The following is a 19,711-nucleotide window of genomic DNA, read 5'->3' on the forward strand; positions in this document are numbered from 1 at the left end:
GGCAATATCTTGGTGAACTTCGATGGCGGCGAGATTCGAGGCGACCTACTGGGGTTGCAAACCCTGTTCACCTCGGGCGATGCACTATTCAACGGCCAACTCATCCAGAGTCCTCTGCTCGGCGTTTCATCTCTGGAGCTGGGCCAGCCCCATACCCGTCTGGAAGGAAGACTGGAGCTTGCGGGTAACAGTAACCTCGACCTCAACCTGTACAACCAGACCGAGGCCCATCGCGCCATTCTGGAAGTCACCGGCAATGCCTCGTTTGAATTCAATGACCAGATCCGCCTGAAGCCCGCGTCGGAAGATTTCCGCGGGCTGCCGCTACGCGAATATGTGCTGGTCTCCGCCGCCCATATCGACGACCGGGGCGCCGCTTACAATGCTGGTCTTCAGGTCACCAGCCTGTCCGACCTGCTGCAGATCGAAAGCTACGAAGTGACCGACACCCAGGTCACCGCCATGGTCAAAAGCCTGTCCACGAAACAGCTCGGTGACTACCTGAGCGAACATGGCGCCCAGGCCTATCTGCTGCCCGCCTTTACCGCCTTCTACGGCACCACCCTCGGCAGTTTGCGCAACGACGATCCGCTGTTCGAAGCCACGGTAAGCAGCAACGGCGAACAACTGGTGCGCCTGGCGCAGCAGCTCGCGCCTGAGGTCAACGGCGGCGCGACCCAGGCGGTTGTCGGTGGACATCACCTGATCAGCAACAGTCTTAACCGGCGCAGCGCCAGCCTGCGCCGGGGCCTGTCCTCCGGCGACGGGTTGAGCCAGACCGGGGTCTGGACGCAGGTGCTGAGCAGCGACGCCGACCAGGGCACCCGCCACGGCATTCCCGGCTATGACGCCGACAGCCAGGGCATCGCCATTGGCGCCGACGGTAAGCCGACCGCCCAGACCACCCTCGGCCTGGCCTACAGCTACCTGACCAGCGACGTACGCAGCCAGACCGGCAACAAGACCGATATCGAGGGCCATGCCCTGACCCTCTACAGCGGTTTCGAACGAGATGCCTGGTTCGCCGACGCCAGCCTGACCTATGGCCGCAGCGACAACCAGAGCAAGCGCTATATCGCTGGTACCCGCGCCGAGGGCAACTACGACAGCGAACTGTGGGGTCTGAGCCTGCTCGGCGGCTATGGACTTGATATCGGCCAGGGCCTGCTGCTCGAACCGCGTGTGGCCGCTCGGTACAGCAACGTGCGCATCGACAGTTTCCGCGAGAAGGGCTCGTCCGCCGCACTCGCCGTCGCCGGTCAGCGCTACGAAATAGGCGAGCTGGGTGCCGGCGTGCGCCTGGCCGGTCACTTCAGTGCAGGCCAGGGCAGCCTCGAGCCGGAAGTCCGGTTGATGGCCTACCATGACCTCATCGCCGACCAGATCAGCAGCACCAGCGCCTTCCTGGTCGGCGGCACACCCTTCGTCACCAGCGGCGCCAAGCCGGCGCGCGACAGCTATGAAGCCAGCCTTGGCCTCAACTACCGACTTGGTGCGGTCAGCCTCGGAGTCAGCTACGACTACCTGAGCAAGGCCGACTTCTCCAGCGACACCGTACAGGCCAGGGTCCGTTACGATTTCTGATATGACCCGCCTGTACCGGGGCCCGCTGCTGCGGGCCTCATCGTTCCTGCTGGGTTTGGCAGTCGCCCTGTGCGGCTGCGCATCTCCCGGCATCCAGCTGGAAGAACTGGCCCGGCAGCAGAATCACCGGACGGTGACGCTGCAGACGACCGGGTTCGAACTGCGCGCCGTACTGCCGAACGCGGGGCAGCCGGACAGCCGGTTGCGGGTCTATCTGGAAGGCGACGGCCGCGCCTGGATCACCGCCACCCAGCCCAGCCTGGACCCGACCCCGCGTGATCTGCTGGTGGCCCGCCTGGCGCTGGCCGACCCTCGCCCCAGCGTCTATCTGGCCCGGCCCTGCCAGTTCATCCAGTCGCCCGACTGCGGACCACACCACTGGACAGAGGGACGGTTTTCCCAAACGGTACTCGACAGCCTGAGCGAGGCGCTCGATTGGCTGCAGCGGCAACATGGCAATAGCGACTTCGAACTGATTGGCTACTCCGGCGGCGGCGCGCTGGCCCTGCTGCTGGCGGCCGAGCGCGACGACATCGCCCAAGTGCAGACCCTGGCCGGTAATCTGAGCCCGAGGCGCTGGACGCAACTACTCGAACTGGCTCCGCTGCAAGACTCGCTGGAGCCACTGGACCGCGTCGAACGCCTGAGGGGATTGCCCCAACGCCATTTGGCCGGGGTCGAGGACCGGGTGATGCCGGCCAGCCTGCTGGCCGCATACGCCGCGCAGCTGGGCCCAGCCGACTGCCTGGCGCTACACCGGCTGACCGGGGTCAGTCACCAGGCCGGCTGGCTCGAGCGCTGGCCGCAATGGCGTGACCGTCCTGTTGCATGCAATGCCGCAACGGTGCCGGCAGCCACACCGAATGAGACAAACTCAAGATATTTATATTGATCTATAGAATCACTCATGTAGCCTGGATGAGGCTTTACCCATCCACCATCGAGCGGCGCGCGCCGGCGGTGGATACACAGCGTTATCCACCCTAGGTTCCGTGAGTCCGCCATGCTCGAACTACGCCATCTGAAAACCCTGCACGCCCTGCGCGAAACCGACAGCCTGGTGGAGGCCGCCGAGCGCCTGCACCTGACCCAGTCGGCGCTGTCGCACCAGTTCAAGGAGCTGGAGGAACGCCTCGGCCTGCAGTTGTTCGTGCGCAAGACCAAGCCGGTGCGCTTCACCAGCGCCGGCCTGCGCCTGCTGCAGTTGGCCGACGCCACCCTGCCGCTGCTGCGCGGCGCCGAGCGCGACCTGGCGCGCCTGGCCGGTGGTACCGCGGGCCGGCTGCATATGGCCATCGAGTGCCACAGCTGCTTCCAGTGGCTGATGCCGACCATCGACCAGTTCCGCGATGCCTGGCCGGAAGTGGAGCTGGACCTGGCCTCGGGCTTCTCCTTCGCCCCGCTGCCGGCGCTGGCGCGTGGCGACCTGGACCTGGTGGTGACCTCGGATCCCGTCGAGCTGGCCGGCATCACCTACGTGCCGCTGTTCACCTACGAAGCGCTGCTGGCGGTGGCCAACCAACACCGCCTGGCGGCCAAGGCCTATATCCAGCCCGAGGATCTGGCCACGGAAACCCTGATCACCTACCCCATCGAGCGCGACCGCCTGGATATCTTCACCCGCTTCCTCGAACCGGCCGACGTCGAACCGGCGCAGGTGCGCACCTCAGAGCTGACGGTGATGATGATGCAGTTGGTGGCCAGCGGCCGCGGCGTCTGCGGCCTGCCCAACTGGGCGCTGCACGAGTACAGCTCGCGCGGCTACGTCAGCGCCAAGCGCCTGGGCGAGAAGGGCCTGTACTGCACCCTCTACGCGGCCATTCGCAGCGACATGCTGGATGCGCCCTTTATGCGCGACTTCCTGCTGACCGCCAAGGACACCTCCTTCGCCAGCCTGGAAGGGGTCAGCGTGGCGCGCTGAAGACGCCTCAGACCTGCTCGAACGCCAGCTCCGGCGGGTTGCGGCGAAAGCCGCCGGTCAGCCAACCGAGGTAGAGCACGCCGAGCGCCAGCCAGCCGAGGCCCAGGGCGATGGCCAACTGGTCGAGGCTGGCCATCAGCCACAGCGTGGCCAGCAGGCCGATGGCGGGAAACAGCAGAAAGCGCAGCGCATCCGCCGCGCCGCGCTGCGGGCGGCCCAGCCAGTAGTGGAAGATCACCGCCAGGTTGACCAGGGCGAAGGCACTGAAGGCGCCGAAGTTGATGAACGAAGTCGAGGTGGTCACGTCCAGCTTCAGCGCCAGCAGGGCCACCGCGGCGCACAGCAGGATGCTGCCGACCGGGGTGCCGAAACGCGCACCGAGGCGCCCGAACAGCGCCTGCGGCAGCGCGCCGTCGCGGCCCATGGCGAACAACAGGCGCGAGGCGCTGGCCTGGGCCGACAGCCCCGAGGTGAACTGGCCGACGATCAGGCCGATGAGAAACACCGAGACGAACAGATCGCCGCCGATATTGCGAGCGATCTCGTAGGCCGCCGCGTCGGTGCTCTCGAATACCGCGGACGGATGGGCCAGCTGCACGAAGTAGGAGGTGACGATGAAGATCAGCCCGCCGATCAGGGTGATCAGCAGGATCGCCCGCGGGATGGTCTTGCGCGGCTCGCGGGTCTCTTCGCTGAGGGTGCTCACCGCATCGAAGCCGAGGAACGAATAGCAGGCGATCGCCGCGCCGGCCATTACCAGCGGCAGGTTCAGGCCGTTTTGCAGGAACGGCGCCAGCGACCACAGCGGCTTGCTCGCATCGCCCAGCACGTAGTGCACGCACAGCGCGACGAAGGCCAGCAACACCAGGAACTGCACCAGCATCAGCAGCGCGTTGACCGATTTGGCCAGGCGCAGGCCGACCAGGTTGATCGCCGTGGTCACGCCGATAAAGCTCAGCACCCACACCGCCTGCGGCACCGCCGGGAAGGCCGAATGCAGGTAGGCGGCGCCGATCAGCCAGATCGCCATGGGCAGGAACAGGTAATCGAGCAGCACCACCCAGCCGGCGAGAAAACCCAGCTGCGGGTGGATCGCCTTGCGCACGTAGGTATAGGCCGAACCGGCCACCGGGAAGGCGGCGGCCATGCGCGCGTAACTGAAGGCGGTGAACAGCATGGCCAGCGCCGCCGCCACGTAGGCGGCGGGCACCTGGCCCTGGGTGACGTCGGCGAGGATGCCGAAGGTGCCGAGCACGATGATCGGGGTCATGTAGGCGACGCCGAACAGCACCACCGATGACAGTGAAAGCGTACGTTGAAGCTGGGCCATTACTGCTACTCCGAATTATTGATTGTTATGGCAGAGCCGAAGCCGGCAAGCAGGTGCAGCGCGGGCGGCCGACGCAGCCCGCGCGGCGCTCAGGGGATCAGCAGTTCGCGGCGCCCGTCCGGGTATTCGCGCAGTTCGCCGGGCAAGCTCATGCGCCGGTCGTCGAGGTAGCGGTAGTCGCTGCGCGCCGCCTGCAGGCGGCTCATATCCAGCGTCACCTGCTGCCGGCAGGGTTCGCGCCCGGCCTCGCAGAGCAGGTTGCCGAAGGGGTCGACCACCGCGCTGCCGCCGGCGAACACCAGGCCGTCGTCGCCTTCGCCGACGCGATTGACCATCACCGCGAAGGCCTGGTTTTCCATGGCCCGGGCCATGATCGCGGTGCGGTGCACCGGGCCGTAGGGGTCCATATTGCCGTTGGTCACGACGATCAGCTCGGCGCCCAGTTGCGCCAGGGCGCGGGCCGACTCGGGGAACTCGATGTCGAAACAGATCAGCAGGCCGACCCGCACGCCCTGCCACAGCGCCGTGGCGTAGCGGTCGCCGGGGCTGAACACGCCGCGATCCGAGGCCCACAGGTGGGTCTTGCGGTAGCGCAGCGCGACGCCGTCGGGGGTCAGCAGCACGGTGGTGTTGTAGAAACGTCCGCCGTCCGCCTCGGCCAGCCCCAGCACCGCCGCCACGCCGCGTTCGCGCAGCGCGCGCTGCACCGCCTGCAGGCTCGGCCCATGCAGCGGCTCGGCGACCTCGGCCACCGTGGCGGCGGTGGGAAAGCCCATCAGCTGGGTTTCCGGGAAGACCAGCAGATCGCTGTCGGCGGCGCAGTCGGCGATGGCCGCCAGGGTGCGCTGCAGGTTGTAGGCGGTGTCGCCGTCGCGACCGGCCAGTTGCACGAGTTCGACCTTCATGGCTGCTCCTGATTGTTGTGCGGCCGCCCGACCGCGCAGAATGCAGGCTGCGCCGGCAGGCGGGATGGCTCGAGTATCCGCCCGCCGCCGGCACCTGAACATCACGCCCACGTGGTAACCCATCAGGGGTAGACATGAGCCTCAGCCTGCAGGACATCGCCTGGCACCGCAGCGTCGGCCAGCTAATCGACAACCTCGACCAGCCCGGTTTCTGGCTCGCCCTGGTGCGCACCCTGGAGCAGTACCTGGCGTTCGACAGCTGGGTGGTACTGCTCTTCAGCGACGGCCGGCCGCTGGTGTTCGCCGAATGCCCGGGCGCCGACGGCGGCCCCGACCCGCTGTTCCGGGACTACCTGCACGGCCTCTACCAGCTCGACCCCTTCTATATCGCCAGCCGCGAGCAGCGCCGCGCCGGCCTGGTGCGCCTGGCCGAGGTGGCGCCGGAGTGCTTCGAGCAGACCGACTACTACCAGCGCTACTTCCGCCTCAACGTGGTCGCCGACGAGATCCAGCTCAACGTGCCGCTCGACGACGAGCGCACCCTGTGCCTGTCGCTGGGCTCACGGCAACGCTTCGGCCCGGAGCAGATCGCCCTGCTCAGCCTGATCGAACCCTGGCTCGCCGCGCTAATGCGCCAGCGCCCGGCGTTCGAGGCGGAGCTGCTGGCCAACCCGCCGCCAGCACCGAACTGGCGCCTGAGCGCGGCGAGCCTGGAGGCGGTGGACAGCGCCCTGACCCAGCGCGAACAGGAGATCGCCCGACTGATGCTCAGCGGCTGCTCGAGCAAGGAAATCGCGCGCAAGCTGGCGATCTCCGCGGAGACGGTGAAGGTTCACCGCAAGCACATCTACAGCAAGCTGGGGATCAAGGCGCAGTCCGAACTGTTCGCCCTGTTCCTCCAGGCCCAGGGCGGCTGAAGGCTCGACCACGGCCTGTTACAACTCGTCGCTTGCCCAGTCGTGACCAACAGTCATAGCATGACCACCAGTCACAACTCACTGCGAAGCCGCCAATGCGCTACCAGGATCAACTCTTCCAGCAACGCGAAAGCGCCCTGCTCGAAGCCGCCCGCCAACTGTTCCAGAGCCCGTCCTGGGATCGCGTCACCATCGCCGAGGTGGCCCACCAGGCCGGCATCGGCAAGGGCACGGTGTACAAGCATTTCCCCAGCAAGGAGGCGCTCTACGCGCGCCTGGTGCTGGATCGCTCGCGCCAGAACCTGGCCGAGCTGCGTCAGGTCGCGAACGAAGCGCCGGCGCCGCGGGCCATGCGCCGGGTGATTCGTCGCGCCTTCGAACAGCTGCTGGCCGATCCGTTGCAGGCCCAACTGTGTCTGCTGTGCGACCGCCCGGCCTTCCAGGAGCGCCTGGAGCCGCCCTACCGCACGCAGTTCCTCGAACTGGAGGGGCAGTACCTGGCGCTGTTCAACCAGTTGCTGCAGGCCAGCTTCGCCGAGCTCGAGCTGACGCCGGCCGACTGTCAGTACCTGCTGTGGGGCGTCGAGGCCTGCATCAACGGGGTGATGGCGCGCATCGCCTCCGGCGGCTTCGTCCACTGGGCCGAGCCGATTGCCCTGGACGCCTACTTCGAGCGCGTCACCGATTTCATCATCGCCGGCCTGCAGGGTCAGGCCGCCGGGCTGCACCCAGCGCCCGCATTCAGCGAGTAATCCGCCATGTTCGCCCAACTCAGCAAACGCCCCTGGATCATCGCCGTCCTCATCGTCCTGGTGCTGCTGCTCTGGCTGCTCAGCGGCGAGCGCTTCGCCGCCCGCGACCAGGCCACGGCCGAGCAACCGGCCGCGGCCGTCGAGCTGCCGCGGGTCGAGGTACAGTGGCTGCAGGCCGAGCCGATGCAGCGCCAGCACGTGGTGCAGGGGCAGATCGAGGCCTGGCGCCGGGTCGAGCTGCGCGCCCAGGTCAGCGGCAGCGTGCAGCGCCTGGATCAGGACAAGGGCAACCGCGTCGCCGCCGAACAATTGCTGCTGAGCCTGTCGCCGGACGACCGCCCGGCCCAGGTGGCGCGCAGCGAGGCCGAGGTGCGCCAGCGCGAGAGCGACGTGAGCGCGGCCAAGCGCCTGCGCGAACGCAGCCTGATCTCGGCCAACGAGCTGATGCGCCTGGAGAGCGAGCTGGCCAAGGCCCGCGCCGAACTCGACAGCGCCCGCCTGCAACTGCGCAACACGCGGATCAAGGCGCCCTTCGCCGGCATCTACGATCAGCGCCAGGTCGAGCTGGGCGATTTCGTCCAGCCCGGGCAGAGCCTGCTGACCCTGGTGGACATCGATCGCCTCAAGGTCAGCGCGCAGATCGCCCAGCAGCAGGTGACCCAGCTGCAGCTGGGCCAGCCGGTCAAGGTGGAGCTGCTCGACGGCCGCACGCTGGAAGGCGAGCTGCACTTTATCGCCGCCGCCGCCGACCCCGGCTCGCGCAGTTTCCGCATCGAGGTCAAGGTGGACAACCCCGCCGGCCTGCGCCTGGCCGGCGCCAGCGCCACCCTGCATATCCAGACCGGCGAGGCGCTGGCCCATCGCCTGTCCCCGGCCCTGCTCAGCCTCGACCAGACCGGCCGCCACGGGGTCAAGTGGGTCAACGGCGAGCAGCGCGTGGAGTTCACCCAGGTGCAGCTGATCAGCGTCGACAACCAGGGCGCCTGGGTCAGCGGCCTGCCGCCGAAGGTGGCACTGATCACCCTCGGCCAGGGCTTCGTCGAGCCGGGCCAGCAGGTGCGCACGCAACTCGCCGCAGAGGGCAGCTGAGATGCACACCCTGATCGCCGCGGCGCTGGATCGCAGCCGCACCAGCCTGCTGTTTCTGGCCTTCCTGATCCTCGGCGGCCTGGCCGCCTATATCGCCATTCCCAAGGAGTCCAACCCGGACGTGGCGATCCCGATCATCTACGTCTCGGTGACCCTGGAAGGCATCAGCCCGGAAGACGGCGAACGCCTGCTGGTGCGCCCGCTCGAGCAGGAGCTGCGCAGCCTGGAAGGGGTCAAGGAAATGCGCTCGGTGTCCAGTGAAGGACACGCCTCGGTGACCCTGGAGTTCGACGCCGGCTTCGACGCCAAGGTGGCGCTGGCCGACGTGCGCGAGAAGGTCGACACCGCGCGCAGCAAGCTGCCCGAGGAGGCCGACGAGCCGACCGTCAACGAGGTCAACGTGGCGCTGTTCCCGGTGCTGTCGATCGGCCTGTCCGGCCCCATCGCCGAAACTGAGCTGGTGTACATCGCCCGGCGCCTGAAGGAGAACATCGAGGGCATCGCCGAGGTGCTGTCGGTGGAGATCGGCGGCGACCGCGAAGACCTGCTGGAAATCGTCGTCGACCCGCAGGTGCTGGACAGCTACGGCATCGATTACAACGAGCTGTTCAACCTGGTCAGCCGCAACAACCGCCTGGTCGCCGCCGGCAGCCTGGACACCGGCGCCGGGCGCATGAGCATGAAGGTGCCGGGGGTGATCGAGAACCTCGAAGACGTCATGAGCATGCCGATCAAGGTGGTCGGCAATAGCGTGGTCACCTTCGCCGACGTCGCCAGCATCCGCCGCACCTTCAAGGACCCCACCGGCTTCGCCCGCATCAACGGCCAGCCGGCCATCGTGCTGGAGGTGTCCAAGCGCAGCGGCGCCAACATCATCGCCACCATCGAGCAGGTCAAGGCGCTGCTGGAGCAGGCCAAACCGCTGCTGCCGGCGGGCGTGGCAGTCAGCTACATCATGGATCAGTCGCAGGAAGTGCAGAGCATGCTCGGCGACCTGCTCAACAACGTGCTGACCGCCATCGTCCTGGTGCTGATCCTGGTGGTGGCGAGCATGGGCCTGCGTTCGGCGCTGCTGGTCGGCCTGACCATTCCCGGCGCCTTCCTCAGCGGCATCCTGCTGATCTGGATGCTCGGTTTCACCCTCAATATCGTCGTGCTGTTCAGCCTGATCCTGGTCGCCGGCATGCTGGTGGACGGCGCCATCGTCGTCTCCGAGCTGGCCGACCGCTATCTGCACCAGGGCCAGAGCCCACGCCAGGCCTGGGCCAATGCCGCCACGCGGATGGCCTGGCCGGTGATCGCCTCCACCGCCACCACCCTGGTGGTGTTCCTGCCGCTGCTGTTCTGGCCCGGGGTGGTCGGCCAGTTCATGAAGTACCTGCCGGCCACCGTGATCCTCTGCCTGCTGGCCTCGCTGGCCATGGCCCTGGTGTTCCTGCCGGTGCTCGGCGCCGTCACCGGCGGCGCGCCCCAACCGCAGGCGCAGCACGCCAGCCGCGCCGGCAGCGCCTACCGCCGACTGCTGGAAAAGCTGCTGCGGCGCCCCGGCCTGACCCTGCTCGGCATGCTCGCGCTGATCGCGCTGATCTACGTCGGCTACGGCCGCTTCAACCACGGCGTGGAATTCTTCCCCGAGGTCGAGCCGGAAAGCGCGCAGATCTGGCTACGCGCCCGCGGCGACCTGTCGGTGCAGGAGAAGGACACCCTGCTCAAGCAGGTCGAGAAGCAGGTGCTGGGCATGCGCGAGGTCAAGGCGCTATATGCGCGCTCCCTGGCCCAGCCGGACGGCCAGCTCGGCGCCGACGTGATCGGCACCCTGCAGTTCCAGTTCGTCGACTGGTACCAGCGTCGCCCGGCCAAGGACATCCTCGCCGAGATGAGCCGGCGCACGGCGGGCATCCCCGGCGTGCGGCTGGAGTTCCGCAAGCAGGAACAGGGCCCCACCGACGGCAAGCCGGTCAAGCTGCAGATCAGCGCGCTGGACCCGGCGCTGAGCGAGCAGTGGGTCGAGCGTATCCGTGGGGAAATGACGCGGCTCGGCGGCTTCGCCGACATCGAGGACGACCGCGCCCTGCCCGGCATCGAGTGGCGGATCAAGGTCGACCGCGAGGCCGCCGCGCGCTTCGGCGCCGACGTGCTCAGCGTCGGCAACGCGGTGCAGATGATCACCAACGGCCTGAAGCTGGCCACCTACCGCCCCGAGGACGCCACCGACGAGGTGGATATCCGCGTGCGCCTGCCCGGCAACTGGCGCTCGCTCGACCAGCTCGGCCGCCTGACCCTGAGCACGCCGACCGGCCAGGTGCCGCTGAGCAACTTCGTCGACCTGCAACCGGCGCCCAAGGTCGGCACCCTGCGCCGGGTCGACGGCGACCGCACCATCACCCTGCAGGCCGACCTGGCCGAGGGCGCGCGCCTGGACGAACGGCTCAAGGCGCTGCGCGAGGCGCTCGGCGAGGTGCCGGCCGAGGTCGAGGTGCAGTTCGCCGGCGAGGACGCCGACCAGCGCGAGGCCGCCACCTTCCTGATGACCGCCTTCGTCGTCGCCATCTTCCTCATGGCGATCATCCTGGTCACCCAGTTCAACAGCCTCTATCAGGCGGCGCTGGTGCTGTCGGCCATAGTCCTGTCCACCGCCGGGGTGCTGATGGGCCTGCTGGTCAACGGCCAGTCGTTCGGCATCGTCATGGTCGGCATGGGCCTGATCGCCTTGGCCGGCATCGTGGTGAACAACAACATCATCCTGATCGACACCTACAACCAGTTGCGCCGCCAGGGCCTGGAGCCGCGCGAGGCGGCGCTGGAAACCGGCAGCCTGCGCCTGCGTCCGGTGCTGCTGACCGCGGTGACCACCATCCTCGGCCTGATGCCCATGGTGCTCAGCGTCAACGTCGACCTGCTCAGCCCGAGCCTGGGCTTCGGCGCGCCCTCGACCCAATGGTGGACCCAGCTGTCCAGCGCCATCGCCGGCGGCCTGGCCTTCGCCACCGCGCTGACCCTGCTGCTGACGCCCTGCCTGCTGGTGCTCGGCGCCCGCTTCGAACGTCGCCCGCCACCCCTGGAAACCTACGACACCGACCTGCTCGACCTGCCCGAACACCTGATCGCGGCCAAGCCCGACAAGGCGCAGCTGCAGCGCACCGACTGAGCCGAGCGCCCCGCCGCATTGGCGGGGCGCCCAAGCAAAGCCTGGCGCGCGCCACTCGACTGGGTGGTCAGGCGCTTTGCCCCTACACTCGGCGGCTCACTTGCAAGGAGCCGCCATGCGCACCCTCTACCAGTTCCCCATTTCCCACTACTGCGAGAAGACCCGCTGGCACCTGGAGCACAAGGGCCTCGACTACCGGGTCGACAACCTCTTCCCCGGCCTGCACCGGCTCAAGAGCCAACGCCTGGCCGGCATCACCACCCTGCCGATCCTGCAGGACGGCGAGCGCGCCATCGGCGACTCCACCGCCATCGCCCTGTATCTGGAAGAGCGCTACCCCGAGCACGCCCTGCTGCCGAGCGACGCCGAACAACGTCGTCAGGTGCTGGAGCTGGAAGAAGGCTTCGACCGCCTCGGCGTGCACGTGCGCCGCTGGCTGTACGGCCAGATCCGCCAGTGGGACTCGGTGATGCACGCCATGCTCAAGGTCTACCGCCCGCTGCTGGGCCTGCGCGACCTGATGAAGCCGGTGCTGATCAACGGCGTGCAGAAGCTCTACGGGGTAACGCCCGAGCGCGTGGCCAAGTCCCAGGCCGAACTGCTCGCCGGGCTCGAGCTGATCGAACGCCTGACCGACGGCGACCCCGCGCGCTACCTGGTGGGCGAGCGCCTGAGCCTGGCCGATGTCGCCGCCGCGGCGCTGTTCGCCCCGCTGTTCACCCCAGCCGGCACGCCCTGGGCCGACATCGCCGGCCACGACGCCGAGACCCAGGCCCTGCTCGACCAACTGCACGCCCGCCCCGCCGGCCAGTGGGTGCTGCAACGCTATGCCCGCGATCGCCACCGCGACGCCCCACAAAATAATGGCAAAGCGCCAGTTATCGCCTAGGCTAAGCAACAGATAGGACTAAGGGCGGGGATGGAGAGACGGCACGGACGCCTTTTATTCGACGGCCAACGCAACGCGCGCCGCAGCAAAACGACAAAGCCCTCCGAGCGAGGGCTTTGTCTTGTCCGTGCGCCGGCTGCGCACGACGGGAAAATCGAATACCGAGCTAACGAAGTGTATGGGGTCGGCATCCTGCCTGTTGGCCACTTCGTTAGCCCGGTGACCGGAGAGTAGTGCAGACAGTGGCACTGTGCCAACCCTCAGTTGCGCGGTTTGTTTCACAGAAACGGGCAGGCTGACGAATCAGGGCTGGGCGCTGAAAAGCAAAAACCCCTGAGGCTGAAAACTTCAGGGGTTTCATATAAGGAGGCGGTTGCGCTCCGCTCCGGGCCCGCCAAAGCCACTCAACGGCCGCGTTTCAGCATCAGCCCCTTGTCTTAACACGCCTCAAACGTATATACGTTGTAAATACAAACCAGGATTGAAGGTGACTCGCCATGGCCAAAGAAGCCGTTTTCAACCTCAAGCTAGAACCTGAACTGCGGGAAAAATTCATGGAGGCCGCACAAGCCGTTCATCTGCCGGCTTCGCAGGTCATGCGTGATCTCATGCGCGATTTCATTCGCCAGCAGCAACAGGCCAAGGAGCATGACGAGTTCGTGCAACGTAAGGTCGCTGTTGCCAGGGCATCGGTGGAGGCCGGTCGTGGTCGATCCAATGACGATGTAGAAGCTGAATTCGCCGCTCGCCGTGCTAAGGCACTGGGTCACTGATGCAGGTTATTTGGACGCCCGAGGCCCTGCAGGATCATCTGGATATCTGGGAATACATCGCCGCCGACAACCCTCGCGCTGCCGTGCATATGGATGAGCTATTCAGCGCCGCTGCAGCCTCTTTGGCTGACTTTCCCGACAAGGGCAGATTGGGAACGGTTGCCGGTACTCGCGAGCTTGATCCCCCACGAGAACTACCGCCTCGTGTATCAGACTGAGCGTGACGCGGTCTGGATTCTCGCCCTGGTGCACGTCACCAGGATGTGGCCGCCGATCCAGGGCTAGCCTGCAGGCTCAACCCGCTTTCGACACTTCTTCGACACCTTGCATGCCGCAGAAAGCAAAAGCCCCCGAAACTCTAGGAATTTCAGGGGCTTAAGCTTGAGATATGGCGGGAAGATAGGGATTTGAACCCTAGGTGCCATTGCTGACACAACGGATTTCGAATCCGTCCCGTTCGACCACTCCGGCATCTTCCCAAGCGGCGCGCATCATAACAGCTGAATGCGCTTTGGCGAAGCTTATTTTGAAAAATTTTCTTGTGCTATCAGGCGCTTGTGAAAAGGCCGAGCGATGCCCGGCCTTGCTGTAGCGTTCGCCTTGGACCTCAGGCCGTGAGGCGGGTCAGGGCTTCGCGGTATTTGTCGGCGGTCTTCTGCGCCACCTCGGCCGGCACGGCCGGGGCCGGCGGCTGCTTGTTCCAGCCGGTGGATTCCAGCCAGTCGCGCACGAACTGCTTGTCGAAGCTCGGCGGATTCTGGCCTTCGACGTAGCTGTCGGCCGGCCAGAAGCGGCTGGAGTCTGGGGTCAGCGCTTCGTCCATCAAGGTCAGGGTGCCGTCTTCGTCCAAGCCGAATTCGAACTTGGTGTCGGCGATGATGATGCCGCGGGTGGCGGCGTATTCGACGGCTGCGCTGTACAGGGCGATGGCGGTGTCGCGCACCTGGGCCGCCAGCTCGGCGCCGATGATGGCTTCGCACTGGGCGAAGCTGATGTTCTCGTCATGGTCGCCGACGGCGGCCTTGGTCGAGGGGGTGAAGATCGGTTGCGGCAGCTTGGCCGCTTCCTTCAGACCGGCCGGCAGGGCGATGCCGCAGACGGTGCCGCTGTTCTGGTACTCCTTCCAGCCGGAGCCGACGATGTAGCCGCGCACGATGGCCTCGACGGCCACCGGCTTGAGGCGCTTGGCGACCACCGCGCGGCCTTCCACCAGCGGCAGCTCGGCGGCCGCCACCACGTCTTCGACCTTGTCGCCGGTGAAGTGGTTGGGCACCAGGCCGGCCAGCTTGTCGAACCAGAAGTTGGAGATGGCAGTGAGGATCTTGCCCTTCTCCGGAATCGGCTCGGCAAGGATCACGTCGAAGGCCGACAGACGATCGGTGGCCACCATCAGCATGCGCTTGTCGTCGATTTCGTAGAGGTCGCGGACCTTGCCCGAGTAGATCTTCTTCAGGCTCAGGGTGGTGGGTGTGCTCATGTCGGCATTTCCGTTTCTGGCAAACAAAACAGGCGAAACCCCTGGAGGGTTTCGCCTATCGGTTATCGGCAGGTGGCGCGAGCGCCGATCAGCCGAGGTTGTCCTGGATCAGGCTCAGCACGCGGCGCGAGACGTCGGCCGGGGCCACGGTGTTGAGGTCTTTTTCCACGGTGACCTGAACGCCGTCGCCCACCGGGGTCAGGCGCACCTGGTAGCGTTCGGCGCGGGCTTCGAGCTCTTCCTTGCTCGGCTCGCTGCCGAACATGCGGCCGAAGAAGCCGGGCTTCTCCTCGTTGACCTGGGCCCCTTCGGCCAGGTTGATGTAGTACAGGCCGAGGCTGCGGTTGAGGTCGTCGACGCGCACGTCGGCCAGCTCCAGCGAACGGCCGACGCCCGACCAGGCGCGGTCGAAGTCGGCGCCGAGGTTGAGCACCGGGTTGCCGTTGCCGTCTTCGCTGAGGCTGACGCGACTGGGCGCATCGAAATCGCGGGCGGCCAGCAGCGACACCGAGCCGCCCTGCTCCACGCTGCGCGCCATGCTCACCAGCATTTCGTCGAGCAGCGCGGCTTCCAGGCTGGCGTTGCCGCTGCGCGCGGCGAAGGCGACATCGGCAGTGCTGCCGGCCGGACGCTCGGCGCCGGTGACGAAGACTTCGCTGGTGTTGCGCTGCACGCCCGGCTCGATACGCACCCGCACGCGGGTTTCGGCGTCCGGGGCTACGCCGGAGACGCGGCTGCTCAGGCGCCGCGCCATGCTCGCGGAGAGTTCGTCGAAACGCTGCCAGGCGGTGGTGAATTCGCCGGTCTGTGGGCGTTCGTCGGCGATACGGAAACCGTTGTCCTCGAAGAACTGACGGGCCAGCGGCCAGACTTCGGCCGGCACGCGCTGGGCCACCACCCAGCGCGACTCGCCACTGCGCTGCAGGCTGAATTCGCGCTCGTCGGCACGCACCTGCAGGCTCTGCGGGCGCGGCACCTCGAACTTGCCGCTGGCCTCGGAGCTGGCCACCTGCGCCGGCACCGGCAGCAGCGGGTCGAGACGCTTGGCCTGGACATCGGCTGGCAGCTGCATCGGCGCGGTCTGCCGCGCTTCCAGGTAATCGCTGCCGCGGTCGCGGAAGTAGCCTTCTTCACCCCAGAGCCAGCCACAGCCGCTGGTACTGGAGACGATCAGTGCAAGGGCGGACAATCCGGCCAGTCGCTTCATGCGTAAAATCCTTAAATTAAGCCAGTACGCCGCACTGGCGCATGGCCTGGCGCAGCGGTTCGTGACAACGCGGGCTGAGCCAGGTCAGCGGCAGACGAATGCCGTCGCCCATCATGCCCATCTCGTGCAGCGCCCACTTCACCGGAATCGGGTTGGATTCGATGAACAGCGCCTTGTGCAGGGGCATCAGGCGGTCGTTGATGGCGCGGGCGATGGCCGCCTCGCCACGCATGGCGGCGGCGCACAGCTCGCTCATGGCGCGCGGGGCGACGTTGGCGGTGACCGAGATGTTGCCCTTGCCGCCCAGCAGCATCAGCTCCACCGCGGTGGCGTCGTCGCCGGAATAGACGAGGAAGTCCTTGCTCACGCGATCCAGCACGTCCTGGGCGCGCTGCAGGTCGCCGGTGGCTTCCTTGATGCCGATGATGTTGTCGATCTTGGCCAGGCGCTCGACGGTTTCCGGCAGCATGTCGCAGACGGTGCGGCCCGGCACGTTGTAGAGGATCTGCGGGATGGCCACGGCTTCGGCGATGTGGCGGAAATGCAGGTACAGGCCTTCCTGGGTCGGCTTGTTGTAGTAGGGGGTGACCAGCAGGCAGGCGTCGGCGCCGACGTCCTTGGCCGCGCGGGTCAGCTCGACCGATTCGCGGGTGGAGTTGCCGCCGGTGCCGGCGATCACCGGGATGCGCCCGGCAACCTGGTCGACCACGCGCTTGATCACTTCGATGTGCTCGGGCACTTCCAGCGTGGCGGATTCACCCGTGGTGCCGACCGCGACGATGGCATTGGTGCCCTCCTGCAGGTGGAAATCCACCAATTTGCTCAGGGCCTCCCAGTCCAGACCACCCTGCGCATCCATGGGCGTGACCAGTGCCACCATACTGCCCGCAATCATGCAACCGCTCCTGCCGGAAAAATTGAGCCGTAATGGTACTGGCGCCACCAGTCCTGCACAAGCAACGGACAAGGCCGTGCACGGCCGTCTTGCCGCGCGTGGGAAGCGCTTACCGGCATTCCCCTGGGCGGTGCTTTTCGCTAACCTGCTGCCTTTGGTCGACGGCCGTCGCTCGCCGACCGTTCATCGCTTTAGGAAGGCTGCATGTCCACCCCCCCCGTTCGCGAACAATTTCTCCTTATCAGCGCCCTCGGCCCCGATGCCATGGCGCTGACCAACCTGCTGTGCCGCACCTGCCACGAGAACCGTTGCGCGGTGGTCAGCACGCGCCTGAGCCGCCACGGCGAGTTCAGTGCCCTGGTGCTGCAGGTCTCCGGCAGCTGGGACGCGCTGGCGCGCCTGGAGTCGAGCCTGCCGCTGCTGGCGAAGAAGAACGCCTTCTCGGTCAACCTGATCCGCAGCGCCGCCGCCGAGGCGCGCCCGCAGGCCCTGCCCTACGTCGCCTACGTCAGCTCGGCGTACCGTCCGGACATCCTCAACGAGCTGTGCCAGTTCTTCATCGACCACCGCGTCGAGCTGGAAAACCTGACCTGCGACACCTACCAGGCGCCGCAGACCGGCGGCACCATGCTCAACGCCACCCTGACCGTGACCCTGCCGGCCGGCACCCAGATCAGTTGGCTGCGCGACCAGTTCCTCGACTTCGCCGACGCCCTCAACCTGGACGCGCTGATCGAACCCTGGCGCCCGCAGAATCCCTGACCGCCAACCTCAAGGAGCTCCCATGACCGTCGCCATCGACCACGCCGTCGCCGACTTCCAGGCCGAGGCCACCAACGGCAAGCAGGTGAAACTGTCCGACCTCAAGGGGCAACAGGTCGTGCTGTATTTCTACCCCAAGGACGCCACCCCGGGCTGCACCACCGAGGGCCTGGACTTCCGCGCCCGCTTCGAGCAATTCCAGGCGGCCAACACGCAGATCTTCGGCGTGTCGATGGACAGCCTGAAGAAGCACGAAAGCTTCAAGTGCAAGCAGGAGTTCCCCTTCGAGCTGATCAGCGACCCGGATCACCTGCTGTGCGAGCAGTTCGGCGTCTACCAGTTGAAGAAGAACTACGGCAAGGAATACATGGGCATCGTGCGCAGCACCTTCCTCATCGACAAGAACGGCGTGCTGCGCCAGGAGTGGCGTAGCGTCAAGGTCGCCGGGCATGTCGACGAGGTGCTGGTGGCAGCCGAGGCCCTGCACAAGGCCTGACCCTCACCGCTATCGAAAAAGGCCGCAATTGCGGCCTTTTTTCCGTCCGTGCTCTATTTGTCTCTCACTCGGCAGACACCGGCTCGATCCGCGGCCAGGCGTTGAGCACCGCCTTGAACAGGGTCGCCAGCGGGATGGCGAAGAACACTCCCCAGAAGCCCCACAGGCCGCCGAACAGCAGCACCGCGCAGATGATCGCCACCGGGTGCAGGTTGACCGCCTCGGAGAACAGCAGCGGCACCAGCACGTTGCCGTCCAGCGCCTGGATGATGCCGTAGACCACCATCAGGTAGAGGAACTGGTCGCTCCAGCCCCACTGGAACAGGCCGATCAGCGCCACCGGCACCGTCACCACCACTGCGCCGATATAGGGCACCACCACCGACAGGCCGACCAGCAGCGCCAGCAGCGCGGCGTAGTTGAGGCCCAGGTAGGCGAAGGCGATATAGGTGACCACGCCGCAGATGATGATCTCGATGAACTTGCCGCGGATGTAGTTGGCGATCTGCTGGTTCATCTCCTGCGCCACCTGGGTGATCAGCGCGCGCTCGCGCGGCAGGTAGCCACGGAACCACTGGCCGATCTGTTCGCGATCCTTGAGGAAGAAGAACACCAGGATCGGCACCAGCACCAGGTAGATCATGATGCTGACCAGCATCGGCAGGCTGGACAGGGAGAACGACAGTGCCCACTGACCGAACTTGCCGGCCTCGCCGCGCATGCTGTCGATCAACTGGACGATCTGCGCGTCGGTGATCAGGTTCGGGTAGCGTTCCGGCAGCAGCAGGAACACCGACTGCCACTCCGCAGCCATCCGCGGCAGCTCGTTGAACAGGGTGCTCAGCTGCTGCCAGAGCAGCGGCATCAGCACCAGCAGGAATACCGTCAGACCGCCCAGAAACAGGGCGAACACCAGCCACACGGCGAGCACCTGCGGCACCTGCAGGCGCTCCAGGCCGTTGACCAGGCCCTGCATCAGGAAGGCCAGCACCAGGCCGGTCAATACCGGCGCGAGCATGCCGCCGAGGGTCAGCACCACGGCGAAACCGAGCACCAATAGCACCGCCAGCACCACCGCCTGCTCGTCGGAGAAGTAGCGGTGCAGCCAATCGCGTAAAACCTTGACCATCAGAATTCCTTAACCCGGGGAAATGCCGGCTCACTCATAGGCCAGACGCATGAAAAATGACGTGCACGGCCGGCGAACGGCGACAGCGCATATGTTGCAAGCTGCGACAACGAACGCAAAACCTGTTTTAAACCCGGCAGGGCCGACGCGCAGCAGATCATGACCTGGTTCTCAAGCCTTGCGCAGCCAGTAGCGATACACCCCGCCCTCCACCTCTTCGTGCAGCAGGGCATGCCCGGCCAGGCTGGCGAAGGCGCGGAAATCGCGTTGCGAGCCGGCGTCGGTGGCACTGACCTTGAGCACCGCGCCGCTGGCCAGGCGATTGAGCTCGAGCTTGGCCTTGAGCAAGGGCAGCGGGCAGTTCAGCCCGCAGGCGTCCAGTTCGGCATCGAAGGCCGGTACGTCTGTCATCGTCTACTCCATAAAGGCGGCTAGGA

18 protein-coding genes, 1 tRNA gene and 1 pseudogene are annotated in these 19,711 nt (G+C 66.4%); 12 read left to right on the forward strand and 8 right to left on the reverse strand.

Features of this window, described 5'->3' with window-relative positions:
- The first annotated feature begins 12 nt into the window (after positions 1-12).
- From ACIGKL_RS03720 to metR, 3 genes are all read left to right on the forward strand, one after another.
- Entirely contained in the window at positions 13-1,584 is a 1,572-nt protein-coding gene (locus tag ACIGKL_RS03720; RefSeq protein ID WP_397485349.1) for an autotransporter outer membrane beta-barrel domain-containing protein, read from the forward strand.
- A gap of 1 nt (position 1,585) precedes the next feature.
- Positions 1,586-2,476, forward strand: coding sequence for an alpha/beta hydrolase (locus tag ACIGKL_RS03725; RefSeq protein ID WP_397485350.1), 891 nt, complete (start codon positions 1,586-1,588; stop codon positions 2,474-2,476).
- 111 nt (positions 2,477-2,587) lie between these two features.
- Positions 2,588-3,505, forward strand: a complete 918-nt coding sequence (gene metR / locus ACIGKL_RS03730; protein ID WP_397485351.1) for a transcriptional regulator MetR — start codon at positions 2,588-2,590, stop codon at positions 3,503-3,505.
- A 7-nt stretch (positions 3,506-3,512) separates the two neighbouring features.
- Here metR and ACIGKL_RS03735 read toward each other — a convergent pair whose 3' ends face one another.
- Positions 3,513-4,835, reverse strand: coding sequence for an APC family permease (locus ACIGKL_RS03735; protein ID WP_397485352.1), 1,323 nt, complete (start codon positions 4,833-4,835; stop codon positions 3,513-3,515).
- Between the two features lie 89 nt (positions 4,836-4,924).
- Positions 4,925-5,740, reverse strand: a complete 816-nt coding sequence (locus tag ACIGKL_RS03740; RefSeq protein WP_397485353.1) for a carbon-nitrogen hydrolase family protein — start codon at positions 5,738-5,740, stop codon at positions 4,925-4,927.
- Positions 5,741-5,874: 134 nt separating this feature from the next.
- Here ACIGKL_RS03740 and ACIGKL_RS03745 point away from each other — a divergent pair, with 134 nt between their 5' ends.
- From ACIGKL_RS03745 to ACIGKL_RS03775, 7 genes and pseudogenes are all read left to right on the forward strand, one after another.
- Positions 5,875-6,657: a response regulator transcription factor gene (locus tag ACIGKL_RS03745; protein WP_397485354.1), complete on the forward strand. Its 783-nt coding sequence runs from the start codon at positions 5,875-5,877 to the stop codon at positions 6,655-6,657.
- A 95-nt stretch (positions 6,658-6,752) separates the two neighbouring features.
- Positions 6,753-7,409: a TetR/AcrR family transcriptional regulator gene (locus ACIGKL_RS03750; protein ID WP_397485355.1), complete on the forward strand. Its 657-nt coding sequence runs from the start codon at positions 6,753-6,755 to the stop codon at positions 7,407-7,409.
- Between the two features lie 6 nt (positions 7,410-7,415).
- Complete coding sequence (locus ACIGKL_RS03755; protein WP_397485356.1) at positions 7,416-8,498, forward strand: efflux RND transporter periplasmic adaptor subunit; 1,083 nt, start codon at positions 7,416-7,418, stop codon at positions 8,496-8,498.
- Between the two features lies 1 nt (position 8,499).
- A complete protein-coding gene (locus ACIGKL_RS03760; RefSeq protein ID WP_397485357.1) occupies positions 8,500-11,646 on the forward strand; it encodes an efflux RND transporter permease subunit in 3,147 nt (1,048 codons plus the stop codon).
- 115 nt (positions 11,647-11,761) lie between these two features.
- Positions 11,762-12,535: a glutathione S-transferase family protein gene (locus ACIGKL_RS03765; protein WP_397485358.1), complete on the forward strand. Its 774-nt coding sequence runs from the start codon at positions 11,762-11,764 to the stop codon at positions 12,533-12,535.
- Between the two features lie 497 nt (positions 12,536-13,032).
- On the forward strand, positions 13,033-13,308 hold the full coding sequence (locus tag ACIGKL_RS03770; protein WP_397485359.1) for an antitoxin of toxin-antitoxin stability system: 276 nt from the start codon (positions 13,033-13,035) through the stop codon (positions 13,306-13,308).
- Positions 13,308-13,593, forward strand: a pseudogene (locus ACIGKL_RS03775) (type II toxin-antitoxin system RelE/ParE family toxin). Before ACIGKL_RS03770 ends, ACIGKL_RS03775 begins: the two are co-directional and overlap by 1 nt.
- A 104-nt stretch (positions 13,594-13,697) precedes the next feature.
- Here the strand turns inward: ACIGKL_RS03775 and ACIGKL_RS03780 are convergent.
- The 4 genes from ACIGKL_RS03780 to dapA all read right to left on the reverse strand — a co-directional run bounded on the left by ACIGKL_RS03780 (position 13,698) and on the right by dapA (position 16,887).
- Positions 13,698-13,787: transfer RNA gene (locus ACIGKL_RS03780), tRNA-Ser, on the reverse strand.
- A 128-nt stretch (positions 13,788-13,915) separates the two neighbouring features.
- Complete coding sequence (locus tag ACIGKL_RS03785; RefSeq protein WP_397485360.1) at positions 13,916-14,785, reverse strand: phosphoribosylaminoimidazolesuccinocarboxamide synthase; 870 nt, start codon at positions 14,783-14,785, stop codon at positions 13,916-13,918.
- A gap of 88 nt (positions 14,786-14,873) precedes the next feature.
- Positions 14,874-15,992, reverse strand: coding sequence for an outer membrane protein assembly factor BamC (gene bamC / locus ACIGKL_RS03790; RefSeq protein WP_397485361.1), 1,119 nt, complete (start codon positions 15,990-15,992; stop codon positions 14,874-14,876).
- 16 nt (positions 15,993-16,008) lie between these two features.
- On the reverse strand, positions 16,009-16,887 hold the full coding sequence (gene dapA, locus ACIGKL_RS03795; protein WP_397485362.1) for a 4-hydroxy-tetrahydrodipicolinate synthase: 879 nt from the start codon (positions 16,885-16,887) through the stop codon (positions 16,009-16,011).
- Between the two features lie 204 nt (positions 16,888-17,091).
- Between dapA and ACIGKL_RS03800 the strand changes: the two genes are divergently transcribed.
- The gene (locus tag ACIGKL_RS03800) at positions 17,092-17,649 is read left to right on the forward strand and encodes a glycine cleavage system protein R (RefSeq protein WP_397485363.1); all 558 of its coding nucleotides are present in this window, start codon (positions 17,092-17,094) and stop codon (positions 17,647-17,649) included.
- 22 nt (positions 17,650-17,671) lie between these two features.
- Positions 17,672-18,145, forward strand: a complete 474-nt coding sequence (locus tag ACIGKL_RS03805; RefSeq protein ID WP_397485364.1) for a peroxiredoxin — start codon at positions 17,672-17,674, stop codon at positions 18,143-18,145.
- 64 nt (positions 18,146-18,209) lie between these two features.
- Here the strand turns inward: ACIGKL_RS03805 and ACIGKL_RS03810 are convergent, their stop codons facing one another.
- Together ACIGKL_RS03810 and ACIGKL_RS03815 are read right to left on the reverse strand one after the other, a co-directional pair.
- Positions 18,210-19,274 carry an AI-2E family transporter gene (locus ACIGKL_RS03810; protein WP_397485365.1) on the reverse strand — a complete coding sequence of 355 codons (1,065 nt, stop codon included), beginning with the start codon at positions 19,272-19,274 and terminating at the stop codon, positions 18,210-18,212.
- Positions 19,275-19,445: 171 nt separating this feature from the next.
- Positions 19,446-19,685: a sulfurtransferase TusA family protein gene (locus ACIGKL_RS03815; RefSeq protein WP_021444960.1), complete on the reverse strand. Its 240-nt coding sequence runs from the start codon at positions 19,683-19,685 to the stop codon at positions 19,446-19,448.
- Positions 19,686-19,711 lie beyond the last annotated feature (26 nt).

Origin of the sequence: Pseudomonas sp. NPDC077186, from assembly GCF_044543505.1 — a bacterium.
In the GTDB taxonomy this organism is placed as follows: domain Bacteria; phylum Pseudomonadota; class Gammaproteobacteria; order Pseudomonadales; family Pseudomonadaceae; genus Aquipseudomonas.

What these genes read in the sequence shown, in the direction of transcription:
- ACIGKL_RS03725 (WP_397485350.1), top strand. Translation starts at nt 1,586, where the DNA reads ATGACCCGCCTGTACCGGGGCCCGCTGCTGCGGGCCTCATCGTTCCTG.
- metR (WP_397485351.1), top strand. Translation starts at nt 2,588, where the DNA reads ATGCTCGAACTACGCCATCTGAAAACCCTGCACGCCCTGCGCGAAACC.
- ACIGKL_RS03735 (WP_397485352.1), bottom strand. Translation starts at nt 4,835, where the DNA reads ATGGCCCAGCTTCAACGTACGCTTTCACTGTCATCGGTGGTGCTGTTC.
- ACIGKL_RS03740 (WP_397485353.1), bottom strand. Translation starts at nt 5,740, where the DNA reads ATGAAGGTCGAACTCGTGCAACTGGCCGGTCGCGACGGCGACACCGCC.
- ACIGKL_RS03745 (WP_397485354.1), top strand. Translation starts at nt 5,875, where the DNA reads ATGAGCCTCAGCCTGCAGGACATCGCCTGGCACCGCAGCGTCGGCCAG.
- ACIGKL_RS03750 (WP_397485355.1), top strand. Translation starts at nt 6,753, where the DNA reads ATGCGCTACCAGGATCAACTCTTCCAGCAACGCGAAAGCGCCCTGCTC.
- ACIGKL_RS03755 (WP_397485356.1), top strand. Translation starts at nt 7,416, where the DNA reads ATGTTCGCCCAACTCAGCAAACGCCCCTGGATCATCGCCGTCCTCATC.
- ACIGKL_RS03760 (WP_397485357.1), top strand. Translation starts at nt 8,500, where the DNA reads ATGCACACCCTGATCGCCGCGGCGCTGGATCGCAGCCGCACCAGCCTG.
- ACIGKL_RS03765 (WP_397485358.1), top strand. Translation starts at nt 11,762, where the DNA reads ATGCGCACCCTCTACCAGTTCCCCATTTCCCACTACTGCGAGAAGACC.
- ACIGKL_RS03770 (WP_397485359.1), top strand. Translation starts at nt 13,033, where the DNA reads ATGGCCAAAGAAGCCGTTTTCAACCTCAAGCTAGAACCTGAACTGCGG.
- ACIGKL_RS03785 (WP_397485360.1), bottom strand. Translation starts at nt 14,785, where the DNA reads ATGAGCACACCCACCACCCTGAGCCTGAAGAAGATCTACTCGGGCAAG.
- bamC (WP_397485361.1), bottom strand. Translation starts at nt 15,992, where the DNA reads ATGAAGCGACTGGCCGGATTGTCCGCCCTTGCACTGATCGTCTCCAGT.
- dapA (WP_397485362.1), bottom strand. Translation starts at nt 16,887, where the DNA reads ATGATTGCGGGCAGTATGGTGGCACTGGTCACGCCCATGGATGCGCAG.
- ACIGKL_RS03800 (WP_397485363.1), top strand. Translation starts at nt 17,092, where the DNA reads ATGTCCACCCCCCCCGTTCGCGAACAATTTCTCCTTATCAGCGCCCTC.
- ACIGKL_RS03805 (WP_397485364.1), top strand. Translation starts at nt 17,672, where the DNA reads ATGACCGTCGCCATCGACCACGCCGTCGCCGACTTCCAGGCCGAGGCC.
- ACIGKL_RS03810 (WP_397485365.1), bottom strand. Translation starts at nt 19,274, where the DNA reads ATGGTCAAGGTTTTACGCGATTGGCTGCACCGCTACTTCTCCGACGAG.
- ACIGKL_RS03815 (WP_021444960.1), bottom strand. Translation starts at nt 19,685, where the DNA reads ATGACAGACGTACCGGCCTTCGATGCCGAACTGGACGCCTGCGGGCTG.